We start from the raw sequence: 26,714 nt of genomic DNA, 5'->3' as shown, positions 1-26,714 counted from the left end.
AGACTCCTTAACACAAATATGTATACATGAAATATAAAAACTTCTATTTTATATTTTATTACTAATCTTAACTAAAAAACAACCTAAAAAGCTTAAATTTTTAAAACATTTATGAATATAAGAGAAAGGTGTAAAGATTATGAGAAATTCTGAACGTTTTGAAACAACCTTTAATCGAATACATGAATTGTTGTGTCAATATGCAAATGTCGTCAATACACACGTATCCTTTACAGAGGTATTAGATAAAGCAAGTGATTTGCATATTATAATTGACAAACATGCAGATCTTTTAAAGCAATGCAGTAAACTTAGAAACGCAATGATTCACAGAAAAGTGAAACAAAACTTTTATATTGCGGAACCCCATGATGATATTGTGGAAGAATTAGTTGAGATAGCAGAAATTTTGGCTAATCCACCGTTAGCAATTCAATATGCGTCTAAACCTGTCGAATATTTTGAAACGACAACAACTGTCATGCATGTACTTAAGGTAATAAACAGTAAGTCATTCTCCCAATTTCCAATTTACGATAGCAATAACTGTATTGGGTTAATAACAGATGGTGGAATGCTGAGATGGTTTGCGGAAAAATCGGCAGATGTCCTTTCTTATGACTTCCAACAAGCGCAAATTCAAGAGGTAGTTGCTTTTGAAAAAGAATCAAATGTAGCCTTTATAAGTAAACAAGCAACCATTTTTGATGCACAATCTGTTTTTCAACAGTACATGGAAAACAAAAAGAAGCTTGAAGCGATCATTATAACAGACAACGGGAAACCCAACAGTCTACCAATCGGATTAATCAGTTCATGGGATTTAATTAAATTAAAACTACGTACCTTCCCATTACTAAATCATACGTGAGCAAAAGCATAAACGTGCGTTAAGAAACGTAGTGACTGGAGTAGACCAAACGAAATAAAGGAATCACGGTGAGCTTGCGAATCGATGATGACTTATTAAAGTTTGGTATACGAAGTCACCAAGTTTCTGGACGTTTAAGCTAGATGAAGCAAAAGCATAAACGTGCGTTAAGAAACGTAGTGACTGGAGTAGACCAAACGAAATAAAGGAATCACGGTGAGCTTGCGAATCGATGATGACTTATTAAAGTTTGGTATACGAAGTCACCAAGTTTCTGGACGTTTAAGCTAGATGAAGCAAAAGCATAAACGTGCGTTAAGAAACGTTACTGCTAGACGATCCAACAATATGTAACAAGCCGCACACTATAAAGAAAATAGAGACGGCTTGTTCTTTTACATATTAACAACAGATGGTAACATTGAATCGCCCATTAAGTGTTGATCAACTTGGTGTGCGACTTCCCTACCTTCATTGATTGCCCAGACGATAAGACTCTGACCTCTTCTTGCATCACCTGCAGCAAAAACAGATGGGACATTTGTTCTAAAATCACCATATTTCGCTGCAACTTTATTTCTGTCAGCTTTCACGCCAAATGCATCTAAAATTTGACGTTCAGGGCCTTCAAAGCCAATTGCGATTAATACTAATTGTGCAGGCCAGACTTTTTCCGTTCCTTTTATTTCTTCAAAAACAAAGATGCCATTTTCATCTCTTTTCTTCTCCATTTGAATGGTGTGTAATTCTTTCACTTTGCCTGTTTCATCTTTTACAAATTTAGTTGTTAACAATGAATATTCGCGTATATCTATACCGAATTTCTCTTTAGCTTCTTTATGTGCATATTCTAAACTAAACACATTAGGAAATTGAGGCCATAAATTATTATTTTCTCTTTTGATTGGTAATTGAGGGTGCTTACCAAATTGAATAATACTTCTAGCGCCATGGCGTAAAGCTGTTGCGATACAGTCTGCACCAGTATCTCCCCCTCCAATTACGATTACATCTTTTCCTTTAGCATGTAAATATGGATTGAGTTGAAAATCATTATTCAGCAAATCTTTGGTAGCATCTGTTAAATAGTCCATTGCATAGTGAATGCCAAGCGCATCACTACCTTCTAAAGGTAATTTTCTTGCTTTTTGTGCACCAGTACAAATAATTACAGAATCGTACATTTTTTTTATTTCAGCTGATAATATATCAACACCAACCTCTGTATTGAGATGGATTGTGATGCCTTCTTCTATTAATAGATTAACTCTACGCTCAACGACAGCTTTATCTAGTTTCATATTTGGAATTCCATACGTTAGTAAGCCGCCAGCGCGATCTGCCTTTTCGTAAATAACAACAGTATGTCCCGCTTGATTCAGTTGATCTGCTGCAGCGAGACCGGCTGGACCTGATCCGATAATCGCCACCTTTTTACCAGTTCGTTCTTTTGGAATTCTAGGTGTGATCCATCCTTCTTCAAAACCTTTATCGATGATTTTTTGTTCAATATTTTTAATCGTTACTGCAGGATCATGAATAGACAATGTACATGATCCCTCGCAAGGAGCGGGACATACTCTTCCAGTAAATTCAGGGAAATTGTTCGTTAATAATAATCTATCTAATGCTTCTTTCCATTTTCCTTTATAAACTAAATCGTTCCATTCAGGTATTAAATTATAGACAGGACAACCAGAAGTTGTATGTTCGATGTCCATTCCGATATGACAAAAAGGTGTGCCACAATCCATACAGCGCGATGCTTGAGTTTTTGCTACTTCATCTGAAAAAGGAACAGAATATTCATTCCAATCATTTACTCTCTCTGTAGGATTTCGTTCTATTGCAGTTTCTCTTTTGTATTCCATAAAGCCTGTAGCTTTTCCCATTATATGATAACTCCTTTCTAATTCGTGTACACTTCTTCTTGCATATTAGTTACAGTCATTCTATTCTCTTTTTTTGACTGAAAAGCCTCGTTTCTCGCTTCATCTAGTGAGTATCCTTTTTCAATAAAATAGTTTATTTGTTTTAGCATTAATTTGTAGTCTGTTGGAATTACTTTGATAAATTTCTTTACTTCATCTTCCCAGTGTTGCAGTGTAATTGCTGCTTTATCACTTTTCGTGTAGTAAAAATGATTGGTAATTAATTGTTTAAGCTCCATTTCTTCTTCTCTTGTTAGTGAATCCAATTGTATCAACTCATGATTAATCAATCGTTTTGTTGCATCGATATCGTCAGGTTTAATATAAGCAACCCCACCAGACATTCCAGCAGCGAAATTTTTGCCTACATTTCCTAGGATAACAACACGACCTCCAGTCATATATTCACATCCATGATCCCCAACACCTTCTACAACGATTGTTGCACCAGAATTTCTAACTGCAAATCTCTCTCCTGCATATCCTTGAATATATGCACTTCCACTAGTAGCTCCATAAAAAGATACATTTCCTGATATTACATTATTTCCAGGATCAATGGTTGTTTTTTCAGATGCGCGAACAATAATTTTACCGCCTGATAATCCTTTACCAACATAATCATTTGCGTCTCCAATAACCGTTAATGTCAGCCCTTTAGGGATAAATGCGCCAAAGCTCTGACCGGCTGACCCTGTAAATGTTAAAGAAATTGTATCTTCGTCTAATCCTTTTTCACCATATTTTTTAGAAATTTCACTACCTATGATTGTGCCAACAACACGATCTGTGTTTTTTATTGGGAAAGTAGCCTCTATCTTCATTTTCGTATCAATTGCTTCTTGCACTTTTGGTAATATTTCTCTTAAGTCTAATGACTGTTCAATGTGATGATTCTGCTGGTTTTTATTCGTTCTAGGTCCTTTTATTTGATATAAAAGTGTAGATAAATCTAAATATTTAGCTTTCCAATGGGAGTCTTTTCTAGGTGATGTTGTTAGCACATCTGTACGTCCAACCATCTCATCTATTGTTTTGAATCCTAGTTCTGCCATAATTTCTCTAACTTCTCTAGCTAAAAACATCATATAATTTACTACATGATCAGGGTCACCTGTGAATTTCTTTCTTAGTTCTGGGTTTTGTGTTGCTACACCCACAGGACATGTATCCATATGACAAACTCTCATCATGACACATCCGATGACAACTAAAGGTGCGGTTGCAAAACCGAATTCTTCTGCACCAAGTAATGCAGCCATCACGACATCTTTACCTGTCAACAATTTACCATCTGTTTCTAGTACCACTCGATCTCTAAGTCCATTTAACATTAATGTTTGATGAGCTTCTGCTAGACCAAGTTCCCATGGTAAGCCAGCATGCTTAATACTTGTTTTTGGACTTGCTCCTGTCCCTCCATCGTAACCTACAACTGATATTACATCTGCATTACCTTTTGCCACACCCGCAGCAATAGTACCGACACCTGATTTTGCTACAAGCTTCACACTTATTCGAGCATGACGATTGGCATTTTTTAAATCATGAATCAATTGAGCTAAGTCTTCAATTGAATAGATATCATGATGTGGAGGTGGTGAAATTAGGTCTACTCCTGGTGTGGATCCTCTTACGTCAGCGATCCATGGATACACTTTATCAGATGGTAACTGGCCGCCCTCACCTGGTTTTGCACCTTGAGCCATTTTAATTTGTAACTCGGTCGCATTAACTAAATAATGACTCTTTACACCAAATCTGCCTGATGCAACTTGCTTGATTGCACTAGATCGTAAATCGCCATTTTCATCTATTTGATATCTCATTGCATCTTCGCCACCCTCACCACTATTGCTCTTACCACCAATTCTATTCATTGCAATAGCTAATGCCTCGTGAGCTTCCTGGCTAATCGAACCATATGACATCGCGCCAGTTTTAAAACGTTTTACAATAGATTCTTCTGTTTCCACCTGATCAATAGGGATGGATTTCGTTGTTTTGAAATCAAATAAATTACGTAAGAATCCAATTCTTTCTTCATTGGCCGCGTTAGAAAACTTTTTAAATAAATCATAATCTCCTCTTCGACATGCCCATTGTAATGTGTGAATGGTTGTCGGATTATACGCATGAAATTCACCAGTTTTGCGCCATTGGAAGTCACTCCCAGAATCTAAAGAGGGATGAGTTGTTGCTTTAAATCCATTCTGATGTCTCTTCTCATTTTCTAATTGGATGATAGATAAATCGATTCCGTCTATTTGTGATGCTGTACCAGTGAAATACTTATTTATCACACTTTTACTTATCCCTACAGCTTCAAAAATTTGAGCACCTCGATAACTTTGAATGGTAGAAATTCCGATTTTAGACATTACTTTTATAATTCCTTCAGTTATTGCATCAATATAACGTACTTGAGCATCCGAAAATGACATTACTAAATCATTCGAATCAATAAGAGAATATAATGTTTGATAAACTAAATATGGATGTATGGCATCGACACCATAGCCTAATAATGCGGCAAATTGATGAACCTCTCTCACTTCACCTGATTGTGCGATTATGCTAACTTTTGTACGTAGTCCTTCACGGATTAAATACTGGTGTAAACCACTAACAACAAGAAGAATAGGAAGTGCAGGATTAGATTTTTTTATATTTTTATCTGAAAGTATCAGTATGTTTGCTCCATCTTCAATAGCTACTTTTGCTTGATTAAAAATCCTTTCGAGTGCTGCTTCTATGTTTCCTTGATAGGTTGTATCAATTGTTGTTGAGATTATTTCTTTGTTATTCATATCAACCAAATACTTCATTTGTATGTTTGATAATATTGGTGTTTCTAATTTTATTCGTAAATTTTTTGTTTTCTCTGGATGAAGGATGTCTCCTTCTCCACATAGCCACGTGATCATTGAAGTAACAATTTTTTCGCGATAAGCGTCAATCGGCGGATTTGTTACTTGTGCAAACAGTTGTTTAAAATAATTGAACAAGCTTTGAGGACGCTCTGATAGAACTGCTAATGGTGTGTCTGTACCCATCGCACCAATTGGATCTTTACCACCTGTTACTAAAGGTAAAATGTATTTTTCTATATCTTCTGTTGTATAGCCAAATGCTTTCTGTTTTTGTGTTATATTTGTATCTTTATCTACTTCGTTATCTGCCTCAACTGCCAATGAGACGATTTGTTCTTTTAACCAATCTTGATATGGATGCGCATTTGCAATTTTGTCTTTTATTTCATTATCTGAAATAATCCTACCTTGCTCGAGATCAATAAGTAACATCTTACCTGGGCTTAATCTTTCTTTTAACAGGATATTCTCTTCTTCATAGTCGATGACACCAACTTCTGAAGAGTATATGATGTAATCATCTTTTGTCACATAATATCTCGCAGGTCTAAGTCCATTGCGATCTAAAATCGCTCCAATTTGCTTTCCGTTTGTGAAAGTGATGGAAGTTGGTCCATCCCACGGTTCCATCATCATGCTATGATATTGATAAAAAGCTCTCTTCTTCTCATTCATATGTGGATTCTTTTCCCAAGGTTCGGGTATAAGCATCATTGCAGCATGCGCAGGTTCTCTCCCTGCTAAAGTAAAGAATTCTAAAGCATTATCTAAAGTAGCAGAGTCACTGCCACCACCATTGATTATTGGTAAAATTTTGTTTAAGTCATCACCAAATGCATCTGATACAAATTGTTTTTCTCGAGCGCGCATCCAATTGATATTTCCAAGAATTGTATTAATTTCTCCGTTATGAATTAAATAGCGATTCGGGTGTGCTCTTTCCCATGAAGGAAATGTGTTCGTGCTGAATCTTGAGTGAACAAGAGCAAATGCCGAGATGAATGTCTCATCTTGTAAATCTAAATAAAATTGGTATACTTGACCTGAAGTAAGTAAACCTTTATAAACAATCGTATTTGCAGATAAGCTAGGAAAGTAGAATCGCATACCTTCTTTATTTGCCCAATTTTCTGCTTGTTTCCGAATAATATATAATTTTCGCTCAAAAGATAAATCATCCATCGATTGATCTTTTTTTCCGATAAATACTTGACGAATGACAGGTAGCGTCTCTTTGGCACCATTACCAATAACTTCAGCATTGATAGGCACTTCTCGCCATCCGATTAATTGTTGCCCTTCTAATGCGATGTATTCATTCACTTTATTTATCGCTGCTTGTTGTTCATGTTCATCTTGTGATAAAAAAAGCATTCCTACACCGTAGTCACCGACATTTGGTATGTTAAAATCGATACATTCTTTTCTAAAATATTGATCAGGAATCTGAACCATTAATCCAGAACCATCACCTGTGTTCGGATCACTACCTTGACCACCACGGTGTTCTAATTTACATAACATATCTAATGCTTTTGTAACAATTTCGTGTGTTTGTTTTCCTTTTATATTTGCGTACAAGCCAATTCCACAAGCGTCATGTTCGAAGCTTGGGTCATATAATCCTTGCGGTTTAGGTAAATCAACATACGTCATTTTGCGTTGTCCCCCATTCATTCATTACAAGTTTAAGGTGTGTACTATTATTGTAGTTTTTTTAATCAATCTAAACAATATATAGTTTATATTAATATAATCTATTTTTGATATAAATAAGGAGTTGGATATATGGAATTGCGTCAATTACGTTACTTTGTTGAAGTTGCTGAAAGGGAACACGTCTCTGAAGCGGCCGCAGAACTACACGTTGCTCAATCTGCTATTAGTCGGCAGATAGCAAACTTAGAATCAGAATTAGGTGTTGAATTGTTTGAAAGAGAAGGAAGAAATGTCCGTCTTACACACATAGGAAAGGTTTTTTTGACACATACAAAATCAGCATTAAAGGCAATTGATCACGCAAAGAAACAGATAGATGAATATATTGATCCAGAACGTGGTTCTATTAAAATAGGTTTTCCGACAAGCTTGGCAAGTAATTTACTTCCAACGGTTGTATCAGAGTTCAAAAAAAAACATCCAAAAATCGCATTTCAATTAAGGCAAGGTTCTTATAATTTCTTAATTGAGTCTGTAGAAAACAGAGAAATTGATGTAGCATTTTTAGGACCTGTACCATCAGATCATCCCGATATTATTGGAGATATTTTATTTTCGGAAAATTTTTATGCACTTGTACCTAACACACACACATTAGCTGAACAAAGTCATGTTAATTTGAGAGATTTGCATGATGAGGATTTTGTTTTATTTCCTGAAGGGTATGTATTACATCAATTAGTTATTGATGGTTGTAAGCAAGCGGGATTTACACCTAAAGTATCGTCACAAGGAGAAGACTTAGATGCAATCAAAGGGTTAGTTGCTGCAGGAATAGGAATAACATTATTGCCTGAAAGTGCTTTTAATGATATAAACCCACATTATTGCGCAAAAGTCGCCATTCAGAGTCCAGAATTGAAACGAACTGTAGGGATTATCATACCTAAAAATAGAAAACTTGCACCTTCTGAACAAGTTTTCTATGAATTTATTAAAAACTTTTTTTCTGTCTTACAAAAATATCAATAATCGAATGATACATACAACAACGTATGTTCCATTATTGTTGTTGTATGTCATTTTTTAATTTTTTTAACCATCGATCTGTGTTTGAAAATTCTAGTTCATCCTTAAGAAAAGAGAGTATAGAAGTATGATCGTTTTTCCATTCTGCCATACTCAAATCTAGCTCTATCTCCATATTTGTTAATATTGTTGCTAGTTTTTTAGAAATGTGTAAGTCATCTTCATACTCAGTAATCTTTTTATGCATTGTTTTAGTCAAGGAATCTCGTTCTTTCAATAAATTTGCGACAGAATCAAATTGTTGTAATAATTTTAATGCCGTTTTCTCGCCGACACCCTTTACTCCAGGATAATTATCCGCCGTGTCTCCCATTAATGCTTTCATGTCAATAATTTGTTCAGGACGCAATTGCAGTTTTTCAAAAAAGTTCTCGCTTGTATAGACTTCATAATTACCTGTACCTTTTTTCATTATTGCTACTTGTATATTTGTGCCTACTATTTGTAGTAAATCTTTATCTCCTGACACAATTGTAATTTCAAATTCATTATGATAACGTTTAGCAATACTTCCTATACAGTCATCTGCCTCATAACCGACTATTCCGATATTTGGTATTTGAAATGCAGTTACAACATCTTTACATAAATCGAATTGTGGAATTAATTGCTCTGGTGGTGCTTGTCGATTGGATTTATATTCTGTAAACAACTCATTTCTAAATGTTTTACTTCCCATATCCCAACAACATAAAATATGGGTTGGTTCAAATGTATGAATGGCATCAGTAAAATAATTCATAAATCCGAATAGACCATTTCTAGGTATCCCTTTGCTATTTAACATAAAATTGCCTGTAAATGATGTTGCATAAAATCCTCGAAACAGCAATGCCATTCCGTCAATAATTAATAGTTTTTTTCTAGTCATCTAATCACCTTTCTTTCTATCTATTTTACATCTTACCATAATCGATGTATAGTTAAGCAGTAATAGATACGAAAGAGGGATGTAATTCATGGCAAACATAGAAAAAGCAACATTTGCAGGCGGATGTTTTTGGTGTATGGTAAAACCTTTTGATCAATGGGATGGAGTAAAAAGTGTGATTTCAGGATATACTGGCGGTCATTTGCAAAATCCTACTTATGAACAAGTAAAAACTGGCACAACAGGTCATTATGAAGCTGTACAGATTACTTATGATGCAGATACTATTTCGTACCAAACGATTTTAGACCTTTATTGGCCTCAAATTGACCCGACAGATGACGGCGGGCAATTTCATGATCGAGGGCCACAATATCGAACAGCTATTTTTTATCATACAGAAACCCAGAAAACTCTAGCAATCGATTCAAAAGAGGCATTAATTCAATCAAAACGATTTAAAAAAGAGATCGTTACAGAAATTTTACCTGCAACTACATTTTATAGTGCAGAAGATTATCATCAAGAATTCTATAAGAAAAATGAAGAAGAATATAAAGTTGATCGTGAAAAATCAGGTAGAGATGATTTTATCAAAGATAATTGGAGATAGGGTATCTTTTCTGTAAGGGTATGTAAAAAACCCCGTAAGCATATGTTTATTGCTTACGGGGTTTTTTCTTTATACAATTACCAATTATGAATTTCTTTACGATCGCCTTTGCTATTTCCTTTTTGCATAAAGCGATTAGACAATTCTTTTTTTACTTCTGTTAAGGAAACATCTTGATTCGCAAGCATGACTAGAGTGTGATATAACAAATCACTTACTTCATTGACAAGCTCTTCTTTATCGTTATTTTTAGCAGCAATCACTACTTCTCCTGCTTCTTCAATTACTTTTTTCCCTATTTTATCTACGCCTTTATCCAATAGATAATTAGTATAAGAGTTCTCCGCTTTCTCTTCTTTTCTTAACTCAATCTCGTCCATTACTTGCTCAATAATATCTGGATTGAATACTTGTTTTTTCTCTGCTACGCGATGAAAGAAGCATGTTTCTTCTCCAGTGTGACAAGCAGGCCCTGCTGGAATCACTTGAATTAATAACGTATCTTTATCACAATCTAAATCAATAGACTGCACTTCTTGAGTATTACCTGACGTAGCTCCTTTATTCCATAGTTCGTCACGTGATCTTGAATAAAACCATGTTTGTTTCGTCTCTAATGTTTTCTCATATGCTTCTTCATTCATATATGCTAACATTAACACATCTTTTGTTTCGTAATTTGTGACTATTGCTGGTACTAATCCTTTTGAAAAATCAGGTTTCACGAATGTTCACTCCTTGTTGTTTACACACATCTTTCACTTCTTTAATTGTAAATGTGTTTTCATGGAAAATAGACGCAGCTAATCCTGCTGATACATTTGTCGCTTGAAATACCTCAGGGAAATGTTCGGGTCTTCCGACACCACCAGATGCAATAACAGGAATTCTTACAGCATCAACAACTGTTTTTGTTAAGTCCATATCAAATCCATCTTTCACGCCATCTGTGTCTACACTAGTGAGCAAAATTTCACCTGCTCCCCTTTTCTCCACTTCTATCGCCCATTCGATAGCATCAATACCTGTGTCTTTACTACCACCATGAGTCATCACATGCCATTTATCTCCGACTCTTTTAGCATCGATTGCGACAACAGTACATTGTGCACCAAATCGATTGGATGATTCCGTAATTAACGATGGATTCGCAACAGCTGCAGAGTTCATACCAACTTTGTCTGCACCAGCTTGTAATAATCGATTAACATCTTCTATAGTTCTCACACCGCCACCTACTGTAAAAGGTACGAATACTTGCTCTGCAGTACGACGCACAATATCAATCATTGTTTGTCTTCCTTCATTCGTTGCAGAAATATCTAAAAATACGATTTCGTCTGCACCTTGTTTTGAATAGGACGATGCCATTTCTACTGGATCACCTAGCTCTCTTAGACCAACAAAATTTGTACCTTTTACAACTTTTCCTTCTTTCACATCGAGACATGGGATGATACGTTTTGCTATCATGATTCTACCCCTTCCGTCGTACTTGTTTGTTGTAAAAATGCTTGTAACAACTTGACGCCAATCTCTCCACTTTTTTCTGGATGAAATTGCATACCAAATATATGGCCATTTCGTACAATTGCAGGTACCTCTGTTCCGTAATTAGCAGTAGCAACTACATACTTTTTCTCTGTTAATGCTTGAAATGAATGAACAAAGTAGACATGTTTATTTTGAAACATATCAAATACAGTATGGTTATGTTCTATGTTTAATTCGTTCCACCCGATATGTGGGAGAATATACTCTGTCTTAATCACATTTACTTCTCCAGGTATTAAACCTAGTCCATTCGCAATGCCATTTTCAAACCCTTTATCAAATAGCAACTGCATACCAAGACAGATACCTAAAAAAGGCTTTTCTTTTGCTAATTTTTGTAAATCTTCTTTTAAGTGACGTGTGTTTATCTCTTCCACCGCAGCATGAAATGATCCAACACCAGGTAAGATAATATGAGTTGCTGCAGATAATGTATCGATATCATCTGTTACAACTACTTCATACCCTAACTTTTCAAAAGCTGTTTTCACACTTGCTATGTTCCCCATCCCGTAATCCACTATCGCGATCATTCAATTAACCCCTTTGTGGAATTAACCCCTTTAATATTCGGATTAATTGTAATTGCTTGTGATAAAGATCTTCCTAGTGCTTTAAAGATCGCTTCAACCTTATGGTGCGTATTCTCTCCATAAAGTACTTTCACATGTAACGTAATTCCAGCTTGAAAAGCAAATGCTTGTAAAAATTCTCGAACTAATTCTGTATCAAAATCTCCTAATTTCGGATTATCAAATGTGGCATCAAACACTAAAAATGGACGCCCACTAATATCTAATGCAACAAAACCTAAAGATTCATCCATTGGTACATATGCACTACCATAGCGATTGATTGATTGTTTGTCACCAAGGGCCTCTTTAATTAACTGTCCTAAAACAATTCCTACATCCTCTACTGTATGATGACTATCAATATGCAAGTCGCCGTCTGCTTCAACCCGAAGACCAATTCTACCGTGTCTTGCAAACAACTCTAACATATGGTCAAAGAACCCTACACCAGTTTTAATAGATACATCTTTGTCATCATCTAAATTTACAGACACATTTATCTTTGTTTCAAACGTCTCTCTATTTTTACTTGCTACTCTCATTCTTTTATCCCCCTATGCGTTTTAGTACTGCTTTCCCATGACCTTCTAATTCTTCTTCGTTTGCAATGTTCACCACATGTTCACTTGCTTCACGTAATGCTTGCTCAGAATAATATAAATACGTTGTTTTTTTAACAAAATCATCTACAGATAAACCAGATGAGAACTTTGCTGTACCTGATGTTGGTAATACATGATTAGGACCAGCAAAATAGTCTCCTAATGCCTCTGGTGTATAATGTCCTAAAAAGACAGAACCTGCATGTTTGATTTTTGGTAAATAGCTTAATGGGTCATTTAATTGAACTTCTAAATGTTCTGGAGCTAGTTGATTCGCAATATAGAATGCTTCCTCGATTGAATCAACAAGAACAGATGCGCCTTTATCTCGTAAAGACTTTGTTGCAATATCTTGTCTAGGTAATTCCTCACATTGTTTACGTAATTCTTCGTTTACTTTTGTAATTAATTGTTCTGATGTTGTGATTAAAAATGCCCGTGCATTTACATCGTGCTCTGCTTGGGCGATTAAATCTGCGGCTACAAATATTGGATTTGCACTATCATCAGCAATAATTGCCACTTCACTTGGCCCTGCAATCATATCTATTCCAACATCTCCATATACTAATTGTTTAGCGGCAGCTACATATGCATTGCCAGGTCCTACGATTTTGTCTACTTTTGCTATCGTTTCTGTACCATATGCTAATGCAGCAATTGCTTGCACACCTCCAACACGATAAATTTTTGTAACTCCAGCGATATCTGCAGCAACTGCTAATATTGGTGATATTTCTTCTCCATTTTTCACAGGTGTAACCATAACAATCTCTTGAACTCCTGCGATCACTGCAGGAATTGCATTCATTAATACAGAAGATGGATAACAAGCAGTTCCACCAGGTACATAAATACCCACTTTTTCAATTGGACGGTATAATTGACCTGAGATAATATCTTCATCTACTTCCATCATTCTAGAAGTGTTTTTTTGTTTTTCATGAAAAGATTGAATGTTTTTAGCAGCCTTTTGTAACGATTCGACAAGACTCTTATCTAATTTGCTCCATGCTTCTTCACGCTCTTCTTTACTTACTTCAAAATAAGTTGGTGCATCTCCGTCAAACTTCGCTATATACTTTCGGACTGCTTTATCCCCAAATTGTTTCACTTCTGAAATAATCTCTTTCGCATCTTTTAAATAAGATTCTTTCGCAGTATTATCAGAGTTATTCCTTATCACACTATCAATGAATTGATTTTTTTGTATACTTGGAATCATTCTTCATTCACACCTTTCTTAAAACGTTCAATAACAGGAACTAATTGTTGTCTTTTCACTTTTAATGTCGAACGATTTGCTATTAATCTAGCACTAAAATGCAAAAACTCATCCGCAATGACAAGTCCATTTTCTTTTAGTGTCGTACCTGTCTCCACAATATCTACTATTGCATCAGCTAAGCCTAATATTGGAGCTAATTCTACTGATCCTTCTAGTTTGATAATGTCTACAGATTCACCTTTTTCTTTAAAATATGCATTTGTAATATTGGTAAATGTACTTGCTATTCGCTTTTTTTGATTTGGCCACTCGTAATTTGCTTTTGTTGCTAAAGCCATTCTACAATGGCCAAAAGGTAATGGAAATAAATCATATACATCTGGTTTATGTTCAATTAAGATGTCCCCACCAACAACGCCAAGATCTGCTATCCCGTTCTCTACATATGTTGTCACATCTACACCTTTTGCAAAAAAGAAAGAAAACTCACTTGTTTCAATTCGAAGCTTTCTTCCTTTATCTAACAATGGTTCTACGTCAAAATCTAATGATTCAAAATAAGCTAGAAATTGTTTTTCTAAACGACCTTTCGTCAAAGCTATTACTGGCTTCATTTTCTGACCACCTTAAGTTGTTTGTTTTCCTCGATTACTTGGTAAACTACATCATATTTGCTCACATTTGTGGAGTCATATTGGATATCTATAATATCTTCTTCTAATTCTTTTCGTTGCTTCTCTGCGAATAGATGCGTCTCAGGTGTTGCTATAATACATGCAATGGACTTCGTCTTCGATGCTTTCATATGTTGTGATAAAATATCTACATCAAATGCAAGGCCTACTGCAGATGTGTCCATTTCAAATTGTTTATATAATTTGTCATATCTCCCACCTGAAAAACACGTGGATCCATCTGATGTTAAAAAACCTCTAAACATGATTCCATCGTAATATGGCAAATTCTTCACTCTACCCAAGTCAACTATTACTTCTGCTACACCGACAGACTCAAGTAGTTGTATTAATTTGTCCATATGGTTTAACAATTTAGATAGTTCTACATCATTTACCCATATATCTTTAAATTTTTTGATTATTTCATTCCCACCATATGCATCAATTAATTGTATTAACGTTTCTTTTACAGAATTATCGAATGGTGCCATTAATTGCTGTACTAAATCTCTATTTTTGTTATGCATCGCATTTCTTAACTCTTCTTCGATTTCGACTGTTAAAGAAAGTGGATGTATGACATATTCAAATATATTTGTATGACCAAGTTCGATAATATAATTTGTTGTTTCTATTTTATCTAAAAAATGAATGGCAGTAAGGAGACATTCACTTTCACCTAGAAAAGGTTCTGCATGCACAATCTCTATACCTGCTTGTCGACTTTCTGTTCCGTCTTTATCCATTCTAAATACAGATCCTTGATAGGACCATTTTTGACAAGAAATATGTTGTTTAGCAATAGCGCGAGCAACAGCAGCTGTCCAATCGGGTCTTAGAACTTCGATTTCACCCTCACCGTTAAACCACTTCAACATACTATGTAAATCCATGCCGGCAATTTTATTCGTAAATGTATGTGCATATTCCACTACTGGTGTCGATATTAATTGGTAGTTCCGTTCTTCTGTTACTTTACGAAAAATTTCATAAGCTTTTAATCTGTTCGCGATTTGAGTGCCTGTTTCATCTTGACTTCCTGCAGGTAAAAACATGTAGTCACATCCTATTTCACTTTATTAATTTACCACTCTACTGTGATAAAGCGTTTGTTATAATAATACAATACATAATTTTTTTGTATCTGTCAATCTTTCCTGCTTGTTTTTATTATCCTTTTTTATGATAAAATGAAATAAAAAAGGAGATTACTATATGACTGTGATTGGAGATTATCATATACATACAAATTTTTGCCCTCATGGGTCGAATGATTTAATGGAACAATATATTAAGAAGGCACTATCATTAAATTTAAAAGAAATCACTTTTACAGAACATGCACCATTACCTGTAGGCTTTGTTGATCCTACACCGAATCATGATAGTGCTATGAGCTGGAACGATCTTGAGGAATACATACAGACAATCAATCATTTAAAACAATTATATCAAAAAAAACTGAAAATTAATTTAGGATTTGAAGTCGATTATATTGAAGGATATGAGAAGCAAACTAAGGCATTCTTAGATCAATATGGTGAACATATAGATGATGCCATTTTATCTGTACATATGTTACAAACTCCGAATAAAGAATATGTATGTATTGATTATAGTCGCGAAATGTTTGGTAATATCATTGATACTTTTGGTTCTGTTGATTCAATCTATGAGAAGTACTATCAAACAATAGAAAAAGCAATACAGTGTAATTTAGGTAAATATAAGCCTAAAAGATTAGGACATCTAACGCTTATTGAAAAATTTCATTTAATTTATCCTGCAAAAAATAATTATAACGAAAAGATGGATGAAATCTTAATGCAAATAGAAGCAAAACATATGGAGCTAGATTTAAATAGTGCAGGCCTTTTCAAAGAGGATTGTCGTGAAATCTATCCAAATATTTCTATAATAAATAAAGCAATTAAAAGAAATATTCCGCTCGTTCCAGGCTCTGATAGTCATGCATCAAATGGGCTTACGAAAGGGTTCGATCAGTTCCCGAATACTATACCATTAAGTGAACCGACATATTTGGACTAATGCTTCTTAAAAATGCTGCGGTTAATCGTTCACCGCAGCATGATTTATTTAGTGTAAAATCTCTTCTACAGACTTTTGTGCTTCTTTTAATTTGCTGACATCTTCTATTGTGTGGAATGAGGTATGCAATACATTATCATAATAATCATCTATTTCTTTTTGGAAACGTGATCGAAGTTGATTCGTTTCTTCTTGCCAACGTTCCGTAAAATGATAGAGATAAGTACCTTTAATTTCATTTAATTTTTTATTCCATATTGTTTCATAATTATCTTTTACTTCTTCCTCCACTTTATCTCTCCCACCACGTGCGAAGAAGGTAGCGGTGTCTTTATATTCTTTGATTACTTTTTGAAATAGTTTATCTGCACGTGTTAGTTGAATATCTATTTTAGGTACAGTTAGTTTATGTGATTCTAACTCTTCTAAAGTAAAGTCAGGGTGTATTTCTTGCAATGATTCTTGTAATTGTAATTTTAGATTTTGTGTTTCTTGATTCCATTTTGTTTCTAATCTGATATTAACTGCTTCTAATTCAACATACAAATGATCAATAAATTTTCGGTGTAACGCATTTAAAGATTTTTTTAGAGACTCTTTCCCTTCTCTTCCGTTATTTTGAATCGCACCAGGATTTACAATGGACCTAAACATATCAGAAAATTGAATATGAAAACGGTGGCCAATATAATAATATTGTTTTTCAATTAATTGTTTAATCGAATCAAATGATAAATGGAACTGTGTTACAACCTCTTGCATTTCACTTTTTTGGTTGGTTAGTTTATTAGTAAATTGTTTTCTTTCTGTTTCCGTGCTTTCTGCAATATGAATCCAATTATTTAAAAGCGAATAGATACGATTGATATCTGTATAAATTGCTTTCATATTCAGCTGAGCAAGCTCTTCATGAATAAATGAATAGAAAGAGTTTTCTAACTGTTGAAAAAATGAATTTACAGGTACTTGATTATTGGTTTTCTCTTCCAATGTATTCTTACTTGATATCGGGAATAACCTAGGTGCTGTAATCTCGAATTGTACCAATTGTTGTTTTACATAATCCAAAACTAATCGCATTTCTGCATCATCCTGTGCAAGGTCAATTGCGTTTACAACAAAAAACATCTTATCTAATTCAAATGCATCTTTTACTTTTCCTAATTTCTCTAAGAAATCTTTGTCAGGCTTTGAAAATGGGTGATTATAATACGTAACAAACAATATAGCATCCGCATTTTTTATATAAGAGAAAGAAAGTTCTGTATGTCTAGCATTAACTGAATCAGCACCTGGGGTATCGACTAATGTAACATGCTGCTTCGTTAATTCACAATCGTAAAATAGTTCCATTTCTTTTATATAACATGCAATCGATTCTTCTTTAACATATGTTTCGAACTCGGTCATCCTAATTGTAAAAGTAGAATGAATATGCTTATTCATTTCTGTATAGCCGATTGCTAACGCTTGTAAAAATGACTTATGTTGGTCTGGTATCGATAGTTTCTCTATATTCTTTTTCTTTAACCATGTTATTACGTGTTCTAAATCAGAAAAAGAGTGTGTATCCATTATCGCATGTACATCATCTAATATTTCTTGTTCTGTTTTTGTGATTACTTTTACTTCCTTATGTGCATATTCAGCAGTTGGTGGACTAATTTTGTTTATTGCTGCTGTCGTTGGATTTGGAGAAACGGGTAATACTTTCTCGCCTATAAGCGCATTAGCAAAAGATGATTTTCCTGCACTAAATGCACCGAATAACGCAACAGTAAAATGTCTATTTTCTAAACGATCTCTTTTCTGCTTGATTGAATCGATTAGACTTGTTAAGGATGAAAAGGGTTGCGATGCCTCTATCGTTTGATTGACAGCTTGGATTGTTTTTTCTAAACTATATTTTTCTTCACTTTCTACTGATAATGTTTCATTTTTATTTGTTTTATTCGTTTCCGCTGTATAAATGGGAAGTGAGCCAACTTCTATTAACTGATGTTTTTCATTTTTTTGTTGTATAAGATACTTCATTTCATTTGAAATGATTGGGGAATGATATAACAATTCCTCTAATTTTTTTGCATATGCAGTCATGTGTAATTCTTCTTGATCTATTTGCATTTTTATAGATTGACATGTCTTTAAATTAGCGAGGGTTACTTTTAACTCCTCTATCTCTTTATTGAACTTAGATTCTAACTCATCCTTTAATTGATTCCACATAGATTTATAATACAATCGGTAAGTCTTCTTAATATGACTTGCAACTAAATCTGTGTAAACAAGAACATATTCATTCGTTACGAGAACTGTATCAGTCATTAAACTTAGCCAAGTAGAATGTTCAAAATTTTTATCGAATACTTGTTCATTTATAGAACGATTCATATATTTTTGCGTATATTCAGATAATTTATCTCGCAAAACCCACTCTAGTTTGGTTTGAGTTTCATTTCTTATTGCGTCATGAAATTGGATGATTCTTTTATTTCTTTCTTCATTCGTTTTTTGTTTAGAATGAAATATCCCCACTTTGAATTTTGCTTCATGCGCTTCTAGCATCTGTTGAGCTAATTCTCTAAGCTCGAACGGAGTAATCCGAGCATTCTTAACTGTTTGATCAATGATTTGTTGATACTCTGATTCCATTTCTTGTTTGGTAGAAGTTAAACTCTCTATTTTCTTTTTTAATACGTCTATATCAGGTGTATTTTCATCTATTGACAATGTATGTAATTCATTCTCAAGTTCGGTAATCACATTAGATGTAGACTCTTTTTTACTATTCATTGTATTTTGTATCAGGGCTTCTATCGAATTGAGTATTGTCTCATCGATTTCTTCTTCTTTCACTAAACGTAATTGGGATTGAATCATCGATTGTAATGCATACCAATCGTTAGATGTAGCATGCAGATTTCTCATTGAAGTAAAATATACTGCTTTCGGATGGATATCCCATTGCTTCAAAACATTGGATAAACTATTCTTGAATTCAGCGATTGGTATTTCATCTTCATTGTGTTTATCCATTTGATTCACTATAACTGAGAATGTTTTATTCATTTTTTTCAATTGTTTTAGAAATGTTGCATTTACTTCTGACTGTACATGGTTATAATCCATTACATAATATACTTCATCTACAACATGTAATGCTGATTCTGTCATGATTCGATCTGCATCATCTGCTGCATCGATTCCAGGAGTATCCATTAATGTTACCGTTGAAGGCAGTTTAGATGTATCTAAATATATCTCTACTTTTTTTACTTCCTCGCCATTACGACAAAAATGATGTACCTCATCTAATGAAGCATGATCCGGTAATTTAATCTTCTTTCCATTTGTTAAATGTATAATACATGCATTTGCACCATTCTTTATTTCTACAATATTTGCACTTGTAGGTATCGGACTTTGTGGTAGAAGTGGTTCGTCTAGTAAGCGATTTAATATTGTAGATTTTCCTGCCGAGAAATGGCCACAAAAACAGATATGTTGAAGAGTTTCTTTTTTCTTTTGATAGAGATCATACACTTTTGACTCTGCTATACGATCACCTTGATTATGATAAAAATGACATAATGCAATTAATTGTTCTGTTGTGATTGCGCTTTTTTTCGTATTCACTGTCATACATTAATCTCCCTTGTTCATTATCTAATTGTATATTATAACATTATATATACGAAAAAAAATACCAAGTAAATATATAACTTGGTATTTTTGTCGTTATTCTTCTATTTGATTAAATGGTTTGAGTAATGTACCTGAAGGCCAAATCGATGTAATTTCACCATCTATGTCTGTATCCAAAATAAACGATCCATTACTATATCGTTCACTCATCGGGACATCATGCATGAAGATAGGTTGTGTTTTGTCATATTTTGTTCTAATTATTATACAATCATTTTCTGTGACTAATTCAAATCCAACAATATAGTGTGGTTTAGATTTTAAATCTCTTAACATTACTAAGCCTTTTTTTGCACGGGATGTTTTATCGAATTGATCAATCGTCATCCGTTTACATGCACCTCTTTGCGTCATCACAAATAATTGTTGTTTAGTTTTATTTTTATCTACAACTACACCATTCACTACATACTCATTCTCTTTTAACTGAATTGCTTTTACACCTGCTGCTCGCTGGCCAATCGGTGAAACTTCGTCTTCACTATACCATAGTCCATATCCTTTGTTTGTCGTAATAAAGATATCGTTTTGTCCATTTGTTAATTGTACATTTAATAATGTATCTTCCTTTTTTAAATTTAAAGCAATTAAAGGTCTAGAAAAGCGTTGTGAAGCATACAATTCTAGAGAACTCTTCTTTATGAAACCATTTTTTGTAAAAAAGACAAGGTAGTGATTTGGATTGAAATTCCGAACTGGAATAGCATTGATTATTACTTCGTCTTTGTCAGTTGAAGCAATATTAGTGATGTGCTGACCCAAATCTTTCCATCGAATATCTGGTAGTTGATGGACTGGTATTGGCATATATCGCCCTTTTGATGTAAACAGTAATATGTGATCTGTTGTATTTAGTTCATATAATCCTATTACATGATCTTCATCTTTTATCATAAAATCGTCTTCAGACGAAGCAGAATATGATCGGACACTCGTTCTTTTTACATAACCTAGATTGGTAACAGACACAATGACATCTTCGCTTGCAATCATTACTTCGACGTTAATTTTGAGTTCTTCAATCTCATCTTCTACTTTTGTTTTTCTTGGTTCTTCGTATTTCTTTTTCATTTGACGCAAGTCTTTTTTTATAACTTGTAGTAATTTTTTTTGATCATTTAATATAGATTGGTATTCGTCAATTGCACTAGCTAATTGAGCAGCTTCTTTTTGTAATGACGTAATATCTGTATTTGTTAATCTATATAATTGTAATGTTACTATTGCCTCTGCTTGGGGTTCAGTAAAGTCATATTTCTCTTGTATTCTTACCTTTGCATCTTGCTTATCTTTTGATGCACGAATTGTTGCAATTAACTCATCTAAAATGGATACAGCCTTTATTAAACCTTCCACAATATGTGCACGTTTTTCAGCTTTTTGTAAATCATAACGTGTTTGGCGAATAACAACTTCTTTCTGATGTGATGTATACGCATCAATCATATCTGTTAAACTAAGTAATCGTGGTGTTTTGTCTTTAATTGCCACCATATTAAAGTTATATGTTATTTGTAAATCAGTATTTTTGTACAAATAATTCAGTACACCTTGACTATCTGCTTCTTTTTTTAATTCGACTACAATTCTAAGTCCAGTTCTATCTGTTTCATCTCTTACTTCAGCAATACCTTCTACTTTTCGATCAATACGTAATTCATCCATACGTTTTACGAGTGTAGCTTTATTCACTTCATATGGAATTTCATCAATGACAATTTGTTCTTTGCCTGCTTTTAATGGTTCAATTACCGCTCTTCCACGAACAACCACTTTTCCTTTACCTGTTTGATATGCTTTTTTTAAACCTTCTTTCCCTTGTAATATACCACCTGTTGGGAAATCAGGACCTTTGATATATGTAAGTAAATCTTCGACAGTTGCATCAGGCTTGTCTAATTTATGGATAATTGCATCAATTACTTCACCTAAATTATGTGGAGGTATTTCTGTTGCATATCCTGCTGAAATACCTGTCGATCCATTCATTAATAAATTAGGTATTCTTGCTGGTAATACGACAGGTTCATAAATAGTATCATCAAAGTTAGGAATATAATCTACCGTTTCTTTATCAATATCACGTATCAACTCTTCCGCTATAGCAGAAAGTCTTGCTTCTGTATAACGCATCGCAGCAGGTGGATCCCCATCAACACTCCCGTTATTACCATGCATTTCTACAAGTACATTTCGTACTTTCCATGTTTGACTTAATCGAACCATTGCTTCATATACGGAGGAATCACCATGAGGATGGTAATTACCAATTACTGTTCCTACCGTTTTCGCAGACTTACGAAAAGGTTTATCATGTGTATTCTTCTCTTCATGCATTGCAAATAAAATTCGACGTTGTACTGGCTTTAATCCATCTCTAGCATCTGGTAATGCACGATCTTGAATAATATATTTACTATATCTACCAAATCGATCTCCCATCACTTCTTCTAAAGGGAGATCGAGAAATTTTTCGTCCATGATCAAAAATGATTCCTCCTATAATTGTATATTTTCATTGTCCATAATATTTTCGTCTTCATCAAGCGTAAATTGAACGTGTGATTCAATCCATTTACGTCTTGGTTCTACTTTATCTCCCATTAACGTTGTGACACGTTTTTCAGCACGAGCTAAATCATCAATCGTAACTCGAATTAATGTTCTTGTTTCAGGATTCATTGTCGTCTCCCAAAGTTGATCTGCGTTCATTTCACCGAGACCTTTATATCGTTGTAATTGATAGCTAGTTTTATATTTTTTAGTAATGTGTTTCATATCATCTTCATTCCATGCATACTCTACTTCTTTTTTAGCGCCTTTTCCTTTTGTAATTTGATAAAGTGGAGGTAATGCTATAAATACTTTACCAGCTTCAATTAATGGTCGCATGTATCGATAGAAAAATGTTAGTAATAATACTTGAATATGTGCACCATCCGTGTCGGCATCTGTCATGATAACAATTTTATTATATTGCACATCTTCTACATTAAATTCCGTACCTACACCTGCACCAATTGTATGAATAATAGTTGAAATTTCTTCATTTTTCAAAATATCTACAAGTTTCGCTTTTTCAGTATTAATAACTTTCCCTCGCAGTGGTAGGACTGCTTGGAATTTACGATCTCTTCCTTGTTTTGCAGAGCCACCAGCAGAATCACCCTCAACTAAGTACAATTCATTCTTATCGGGGTTCTTCGACTGAGCAGGTGTTAATTTCCCACTTAATAAGGCATCTTTTCTTTTTTTCTTTTTGCCGCTTCTCGCTTCTTCTCTCGCTTTTCGTGCAGCTAATCTTGCTTCTTTTGCTCTTATTGCTTTTTTTATAAGCATGGAGGAGATATCTGGATTTTCTTCTAAGAAATATAGCAAATGTTCCGCTACTATTGCATCTACTGCTGAGCGTGCTTCGGCTGTGCCTAATTTCCCTTTTGTTTGTCCTTCAAACTGAAGCTTTTCTTCGGGAATTCTCACTGAAATTACAGCAGTAAAGCCTTCTCTGATATCATTTCCTTCTAAGTTTTTGTCTTTATCTTTAAGTAGGGTCATTTTTCTGGCATAATCATTAAAAACTCGCGTTATCGCTGTTTTTGCTCCAGCTTCGTGCGTTCCACCATCTTTTGTACGAACATTATTTACAAACGATAAAATACTTTCGGTGTACCCATCATTAAATTGAAAAGCAAAATCAAGCTCAATACCTAATTGCTCTCCTTCAAATGAAACAACAGAATGAAGCACATCTTTATCTTCGTTTAAATATTCTACAAATTCTTTTAATCCGTCTGGGTACGTATAGGATTCATTTGTTTCTGTTCTTTCATCGATTAAATCAATTGTAATCCCTTTTAATAAAAATGCTGCTTCTCTAAGTCTCTCTGCTAATATTTCAAATTGGTACACATCTGTTGAAAAGATAGAGCGATCTGGTTTAAATGTGATGGTTGTACCTGTTTCCTTTGTTTTCCCTTTCTTTTCTAAAGTAGTGACAGGTTTTCCACCATTTTCAAATCGTTGAGTGAATAAATAACCATCTCTAGCAATTTCAACTTCTAACCATTCCGATAATGCATTAACTACAGATGCCCCTACACCATGTAATCCACCGCTTGTTTTGTAGCCTCCTTGGCCGAATTTCCCTCCGGCATGTAAGACTGTCAAAATGATTTCAGGTGTTGGTTTACCCATCTGATGCATCCCTGTAGGCATACCACGCCCTTTATCTTTTACTGAAATACTTTGATCTGCATGTATGATTACTTGAATATGGTCTCCATATCCTGATAATGCTTCATCAACAGAATTATCTACAATTTCAAAAACCAAATGATGTAATCCACGAGCATCTGTACTGCCGATATACATACCAGGTCTTTTTCGAACAGCTTCAAGTCCTTCTAAAACTTGAATTGACTCATCCGAATACACTGTGTTATTAACCATCTTTCATTGAACTCCTTCCATTACTCCAACAAAACGCAAATTATTTATTTATGTGAAAAGTTTTAATAAAATACTATCCGTCTACTCTTAATATAGAACGAATGTTCCTTTTTGTAAAGTGGATAAAGCTCATAATAACAAACTATGCGCAACTTTAATACACTGATTCATAATAACATATTTTTTTCGTTCTTCTAGAAAAGATTTTGCATTTTCATTAAAAAGACCTTGTTGAAACCAAACAAAAGGAGCATTTGTTTGAACAATATCTGCAGCAATTTCTTCTAAATATATCGGTTTACGAAAAACATTGACTAGTTCAAACGTCTCGTCCACATCTAAAATAGAAGGATATGACTTCTCACCTAAAACAGTTGTTGCATTAGGGTTTACTGGGATAATTCGATAGCCACTTGCTTGCATAGCTTTTGCTATTTGATAAGAAGTTCTGTTAGGATTATCCGATAACCCAATGACTGCAATTGTTTTTGTATGTTGTAACATATATTTCATCAAATCTTTTTCTGTCTTAAAGTTCATTAAAACACCTCATTTTTTTAAATTCTGTTGTTCTTCATTCATCAAATTACATATCTCTTTAAAAATATAAACATGGATTATATTCATTTTGGAAATTACGTGCTAAAATAAATGTATCATGAAAAGTAAGGGGTTTGTAAATGGAATATATTATTTTTTGTATTATTGCATATTTACTCGGTTCCATTCCAACTGGATTAATTGTTGGTAAAATTGGTTATAAGACAGATATTCGAGAACATGGAAGTGGCAATCTTGGAGCTACTAATACATTTCGTGTGCTCGGAATGAAGGCAGGAATTATCGTAACTATTGGCGATATTCTAAAAGGAACCATTGCTGTAGTATTACCAATATTGTTTCAAGCAGAAACTGTCTATCCTCTTATTGTAGGGATATTTGCAGTAATTGGACATGTCTATCCAATTTTCGCTAAATTTAAAGGAGGCAAAGCTGTTGCGACGTCATCTGGTGTCATCCTAGGTGTGAATCCTTTATTATTTATTATTATGATCATTAGCTTCCTTGTTATTTTGTATATTACAAAATATGTATCTTTATCATCCATGTTAACAGGTATTATAACAGTCATTGTAACAATTATACAAAAAGAAATGGGATTATTGATTGTGACAAGCTTATTAACCATATTCGTTATTTATCGACACAAGTCGAATATTAAAAGAATTGTAGATAAGACAGAACCTAAAATCACTTGGATGTAAATATAATTTGACATTGTATGTATTATTACAATCATTCGTTTGATTATATATAAATGAATGTAAGTTTGATTGAGCAAAAAAATGATTTAAAAAAGAGATCATACAAGGTCTCTTTTTTAAACGTCAAAAGTTAAAATACACGAAAGGATATATGATTACAAATGAAAAAAATATTTATACTAATCATTCGTTTCTATCAAAAGTACATAAGCCCCATGTTCTTGCCAACATGTCGTTTTCAACCAACATGTTCTCAATATTCTTTAGAATGTTTCCAACAATTTCACTTCTTTAAAGCAATGTATTTAAGCATCAAACGAATTTTAAAGTGTCATCCTTTTCATCCTGGAGGATTTGATCCTGTTCCAACGAAGCAGAAGAATCAATAAGGTACTAGTTTTATTCTGCTTCTAGACGCTTTAGTTGATCTAGTTGGAATTCATTCTTTAATATAGCGCGCTGTGTTTCCCCAAATAAATCAAAATGTGGAAATTGGTCGTCCATATGGATCCATTCTTTCTGTAAATGATACTTTTTTCCCCACTCACTTAATTTCTCTAAATTGGAACAGCCTACTTTTGTGACAGTATTGCAATTAGGAAATCGATCATCAATCCAATAATGTGTCAGGAATGCTATTTCTTCGTTTCTTACTTTCTGTTTCCATTGACTTAGAATTTCTCGAGTAATACCAAAAGCCATT

Annotated in this window: 21 protein-coding genes; 6 read left to right on the top strand and 15 right to left on the bottom strand. The window is 34.1% G+C overall.

The genetic code is table 11. The features are described from left to right. Positions 1 to 139 precede the first annotated feature (139 nt). Positions 140 to 871 (top strand): CBS domain-containing protein, encoded by a 732-nt coding sequence (locus ACFOZ1_RS07060; protein ID WP_390197598.1) that lies wholly within the window; start codon positions 140 to 142, stop codon positions 869 to 871. Positions 872 to 1,266: 395 nt separating this feature from the next. Here the strand turns inward: ACFOZ1_RS07060 and gltD are convergent, their stop codons facing one another. Further along, positions 1,267 to 2,763 carry a glutamate synthase small subunit gene (gltD, locus tag ACFOZ1_RS07055; RefSeq protein ID WP_390197595.1) on the bottom strand — a complete coding sequence of 499 codons (1,497 nt, stop codon included), beginning with the start codon at positions 2,761 to 2,763 and terminating at the stop codon, positions 1,267 to 1,269. A 17-nt stretch (positions 2,764 to 2,780) separates the two neighbouring features. After that, positions 2,781 to 7,331 carry a glutamate synthase large subunit gene (gene gltB, locus ACFOZ1_RS07050; RefSeq protein ID WP_390197592.1) on the bottom strand — a complete coding sequence of 1,517 codons (4,551 nt, stop codon included), beginning with the start codon at positions 7,329 to 7,331 and terminating at the stop codon, positions 2,781 to 2,783. A gap of 132 nt (positions 7,332 to 7,463) precedes the next feature. Between gltB and ACFOZ1_RS07045 the strand changes: the two genes are divergently transcribed. Then, on the top strand, positions 7,464 to 8,366 hold the full coding sequence (locus ACFOZ1_RS07045; protein ID WP_390197589.1) for a LysR family transcriptional regulator: 903 nt from the start codon (positions 7,464 to 7,466) through the stop codon (positions 8,364 to 8,366). A gap of 31 nt (positions 8,367 to 8,397) precedes the next feature. On the opposite strand, the gene ACFOZ1_RS07040 is transcribed toward ACFOZ1_RS07045, so the two are convergent. Then, complete coding sequence (locus tag ACFOZ1_RS07040) at positions 8,398 to 9,294, bottom strand: 5'-3' exonuclease (protein WP_390197586.1); 897 nt, start codon at positions 9,292 to 9,294, stop codon at positions 8,398 to 8,400. A gap of 88 nt (positions 9,295 to 9,382) precedes the next feature. Between ACFOZ1_RS07040 and msrA the strand changes: the two genes are divergently transcribed. Next, positions 9,383 to 9,907, top strand: a complete 525-nt coding sequence (msrA, locus tag ACFOZ1_RS07035) for a peptide-methionine (S)-S-oxide reductase MsrA (protein WP_390197583.1) — start codon at positions 9,383 to 9,385, stop codon at positions 9,905 to 9,907. Between the two features lie 77 nt (positions 9,908 to 9,984). Here msrA and hisIE read toward each other — a convergent pair whose 3' ends face one another. From hisIE to ACFOZ1_RS07000, 7 genes are read right to left on the bottom strand one after another with little or no spacing between them, the layout of a single operon-like run. After that, positions 9,985 to 10,632, bottom strand: coding sequence for a bifunctional phosphoribosyl-AMP cyclohydrolase/phosphoribosyl-ATP diphosphatase HisIE (gene hisIE / locus ACFOZ1_RS07030; protein WP_390197580.1), 648 nt, complete (start codon positions 10,630 to 10,632; stop codon positions 9,985 to 9,987). Next, the gene (hisF, locus tag ACFOZ1_RS07025; protein WP_390197577.1) at positions 10,622 to 11,380 is read right to left on the bottom strand and encodes an imidazole glycerol phosphate synthase subunit HisF; all 759 of its coding nucleotides are present in this window, start codon (positions 11,378 to 11,380) and stop codon (positions 10,622 to 10,624) included. Before hisF ends, hisIE begins: the two co-directional genes overlap by 11 nt. Beyond that, positions 11,377 to 11,994 carry an imidazole glycerol phosphate synthase subunit HisH gene (hisH, locus tag ACFOZ1_RS07020; protein ID WP_390197575.1) on the bottom strand — a complete coding sequence of 206 codons (618 nt, stop codon included), beginning with the start codon at positions 11,992 to 11,994 and terminating at the stop codon, positions 11,377 to 11,379. Before hisH ends, hisF begins: the two co-directional genes overlap by 4 nt. Beyond that, positions 11,991 to 12,578, bottom strand: a complete 588-nt coding sequence (hisB, locus tag ACFOZ1_RS07015) for an imidazoleglycerol-phosphate dehydratase HisB (protein WP_390197573.1) — start codon at positions 12,576 to 12,578, stop codon at positions 11,991 to 11,993. The genes hisH and hisB overlap by 4 nt, the downstream gene beginning before the upstream one ends. A gap of 4 nt (positions 12,579 to 12,582) precedes the next feature. After that, positions 12,583 to 13,863 (bottom strand): histidinol dehydrogenase, encoded by a 1,281-nt coding sequence (gene hisD / locus ACFOZ1_RS07010; protein WP_390197570.1) that lies wholly within the window; start codon positions 13,861 to 13,863, stop codon positions 12,583 to 12,585. Next, positions 13,860 to 14,480, bottom strand: coding sequence for an ATP phosphoribosyltransferase (gene hisG / locus ACFOZ1_RS07005; protein WP_390197567.1), 621 nt, complete (start codon positions 14,478 to 14,480; stop codon positions 13,860 to 13,862). The genes hisD and hisG overlap by 4 nt, the downstream gene beginning before the upstream one ends. Continuing rightward, positions 14,477 to 15,598, bottom strand: a complete 1,122-nt coding sequence (locus ACFOZ1_RS07000) for an ATP phosphoribosyltransferase regulatory subunit (RefSeq protein ID WP_390197564.1) — start codon at positions 15,596 to 15,598, stop codon at positions 14,477 to 14,479. Before ACFOZ1_RS07000 ends, hisG begins: the two co-directional genes overlap by 4 nt. A gap of 160 nt (positions 15,599 to 15,758) precedes the next feature. Here ACFOZ1_RS07000 and hisJ point away from each other — a divergent pair, with 160 nt between their 5' ends. Beyond that, positions 15,759 to 16,592, top strand: a complete 834-nt coding sequence (gene hisJ / locus ACFOZ1_RS06995; protein ID WP_390197561.1) for a histidinol-phosphatase HisJ — start codon at positions 15,759 to 15,761, stop codon at positions 16,590 to 16,592. A gap of 48 nt (positions 16,593 to 16,640) precedes the next feature. Here the strand turns inward: hisJ and ACFOZ1_RS06990 are convergent, their stop codons facing one another. From ACFOZ1_RS06990 to ACFOZ1_RS06975, 4 genes are all read right to left on the bottom strand, one after another. Beyond that, positions 16,641 to 20,234 carry a dynamin family protein gene (locus ACFOZ1_RS06990; protein ID WP_390197558.1) on the bottom strand — a complete coding sequence of 1,198 codons (3,594 nt, stop codon included), beginning with the start codon at positions 20,232 to 20,234 and terminating at the stop codon, positions 16,641 to 16,643. Between the two features lie 96 nt (positions 20,235 to 20,330). Then, complete coding sequence (parC, locus tag ACFOZ1_RS06985; protein ID WP_390197556.1) at positions 20,331 to 22,784, bottom strand: DNA topoisomerase IV subunit A; 2,454 nt, start codon at positions 22,782 to 22,784, stop codon at positions 20,331 to 20,333. Positions 22,785 to 22,796: 12 nt separating this feature from the next. Continuing rightward, positions 22,797 to 24,746 carry a DNA topoisomerase IV subunit B gene (parE, locus tag ACFOZ1_RS06980; protein ID WP_390197554.1) on the bottom strand — a complete coding sequence of 650 codons (1,950 nt, stop codon included), beginning with the start codon at positions 24,744 to 24,746 and terminating at the stop codon, positions 22,797 to 22,799. 129 nt (positions 24,747 to 24,875) lie between these two features. Continuing rightward, complete coding sequence (locus ACFOZ1_RS06975) at positions 24,876 to 25,286, bottom strand: CoA-binding protein (protein WP_390197552.1); 411 nt, start codon at positions 25,284 to 25,286, stop codon at positions 24,876 to 24,878. A gap of 140 nt (positions 25,287 to 25,426) precedes the next feature. Here ACFOZ1_RS06975 and plsY point away from each other — a divergent pair, with 140 nt between their 5' ends. Both plsY and yidD read left to right on the top strand, forming a co-directional pair. Continuing rightward, positions 25,427 to 26,011 carry a glycerol-3-phosphate 1-O-acyltransferase PlsY gene (plsY, locus tag ACFOZ1_RS06970; protein ID WP_390197550.1) on the top strand — a complete coding sequence of 195 codons (585 nt, stop codon included), beginning with the start codon at positions 25,427 to 25,429 and terminating at the stop codon, positions 26,009 to 26,011. Between the two features lie 161 nt (positions 26,012 to 26,172). Then, positions 26,173 to 26,400 (top strand): membrane protein insertion efficiency factor YidD, encoded by a 228-nt coding sequence (yidD, locus tag ACFOZ1_RS06965; protein ID WP_390197547.1) that lies wholly within the window; start codon positions 26,173 to 26,175, stop codon positions 26,398 to 26,400. 10 nt (positions 26,401 to 26,410) lie between these two features. On the opposite strand, the gene ACFOZ1_RS06960 is transcribed toward yidD, so the two are convergent. Beyond that, the gene (locus ACFOZ1_RS06960) at positions 26,411 to 26,713 is read right to left on the bottom strand and encodes a hypothetical protein (RefSeq protein WP_390197544.1); all 303 of its coding nucleotides are present in this window, start codon (positions 26,711 to 26,713) and stop codon (positions 26,411 to 26,413) included. Between the last annotated feature and the right edge of the window lies 1 nt (position 26,714).

It is taken from the genome of Gracilibacillus marinus, from assembly GCF_042651725.1.
Lineage (GTDB): Bacteria > Bacillota > Bacilli > Bacillales > Amphibacillaceae > Gracilibacillus > Gracilibacillus marinus.
This window is presented reverse-complemented; position numbering and strand designations above follow the sequence as displayed.

Excerpts from the sequence above, each read along its gene's own strand:
- hisB (WP_390197573.1), bottom strand. The coding sequence starts at position 12,578 with ATGAGAGTAGCAAGTAAAAATAGAGAGACGTTTGAAACAAAGATAAAT.
- ACFOZ1_RS06990 (WP_390197558.1), bottom strand. The coding sequence starts at position 20,234 with ATGACAGTGAATACGAAAAAAAGCGCAATCACAACAGAACAATTAATT.
- gltD (WP_390197595.1), bottom strand. The coding sequence starts at position 2,763 with ATGGGAAAAGCTACAGGCTTTATGGAATACAAAAGAGAAACTGCAATA.
- ACFOZ1_RS06960 (WP_390197544.1), bottom strand. The coding sequence starts at position 26,713 with ATGGCTTTTGGTATTACTCGAGAAATTCTAAGTCAATGGAAACAGAAA.
- yidD (WP_390197547.1), top strand. The coding sequence starts at position 26,173 with ATGAAAAAAATATTTATACTAATCATTCGTTTCTATCAAAAGTACATA.
- msrA (WP_390197583.1), top strand. The coding sequence starts at position 9,383 with ATGGCAAACATAGAAAAAGCAACATTTGCAGGCGGATGTTTTTGGTGT.
- hisH (WP_390197575.1), bottom strand. The coding sequence starts at position 11,994 with ATGATCGCGATAGTGGATTACGGGATGGGGAACATAGCAAGTGTGAAA.
- hisF (WP_390197577.1), bottom strand. The coding sequence starts at position 11,380 with ATGATAGCAAAACGTATCATCCCATGTCTCGATGTGAAAGAAGGAAAA.
- hisD (WP_390197570.1), bottom strand. The coding sequence starts at position 13,863 with ATGATTCCAAGTATACAAAAAAATCAATTCATTGATAGTGTGATAAGG.
- plsY (WP_390197550.1), top strand. The coding sequence starts at position 25,427 with ATGGAATATATTATTTTTTGTATTATTGCATATTTACTCGGTTCCATT.
- hisJ (WP_390197561.1), top strand. The coding sequence starts at position 15,759 with ATGACTGTGATTGGAGATTATCATATACATACAAATTTTTGCCCTCAT.
- ACFOZ1_RS07040 (WP_390197586.1), bottom strand. The coding sequence starts at position 9,294 with ATGACTAGAAAAAAACTATTAATTATTGACGGAATGGCATTGCTGTTT.
- parE (WP_390197554.1), bottom strand. The coding sequence starts at position 24,746 with ATGGTTAATAACACAGTGTATTCGGATGAGTCAATTCAAGTTTTAGAA.
- ACFOZ1_RS07045 (WP_390197589.1), top strand. The coding sequence starts at position 7,464 with ATGGAATTGCGTCAATTACGTTACTTTGTTGAAGTTGCTGAAAGGGAA.
- ACFOZ1_RS06975 (WP_390197552.1), bottom strand. The coding sequence starts at position 25,286 with ATGAACTTTAAGACAGAAAAAGATTTGATGAAATATATGTTACAACAT.
- ACFOZ1_RS07060 (WP_390197598.1), top strand. The coding sequence starts at position 140 with ATGAGAAATTCTGAACGTTTTGAAACAACCTTTAATCGAATACATGAA.
- hisG (WP_390197567.1), bottom strand. The coding sequence starts at position 14,480 with ATGAAGCCAGTAATAGCTTTGACGAAAGGTCGTTTAGAAAAACAATTT.
- gltB (WP_390197592.1), bottom strand. The coding sequence starts at position 7,331 with ATGACGTATGTTGATTTACCTAAACCGCAAGGATTATATGACCCAAGC.
- ACFOZ1_RS07000 (WP_390197564.1), bottom strand. The coding sequence starts at position 15,598 with ATGTTTTTACCTGCAGGAAGTCAAGATGAAACAGGCACTCAAATCGCG.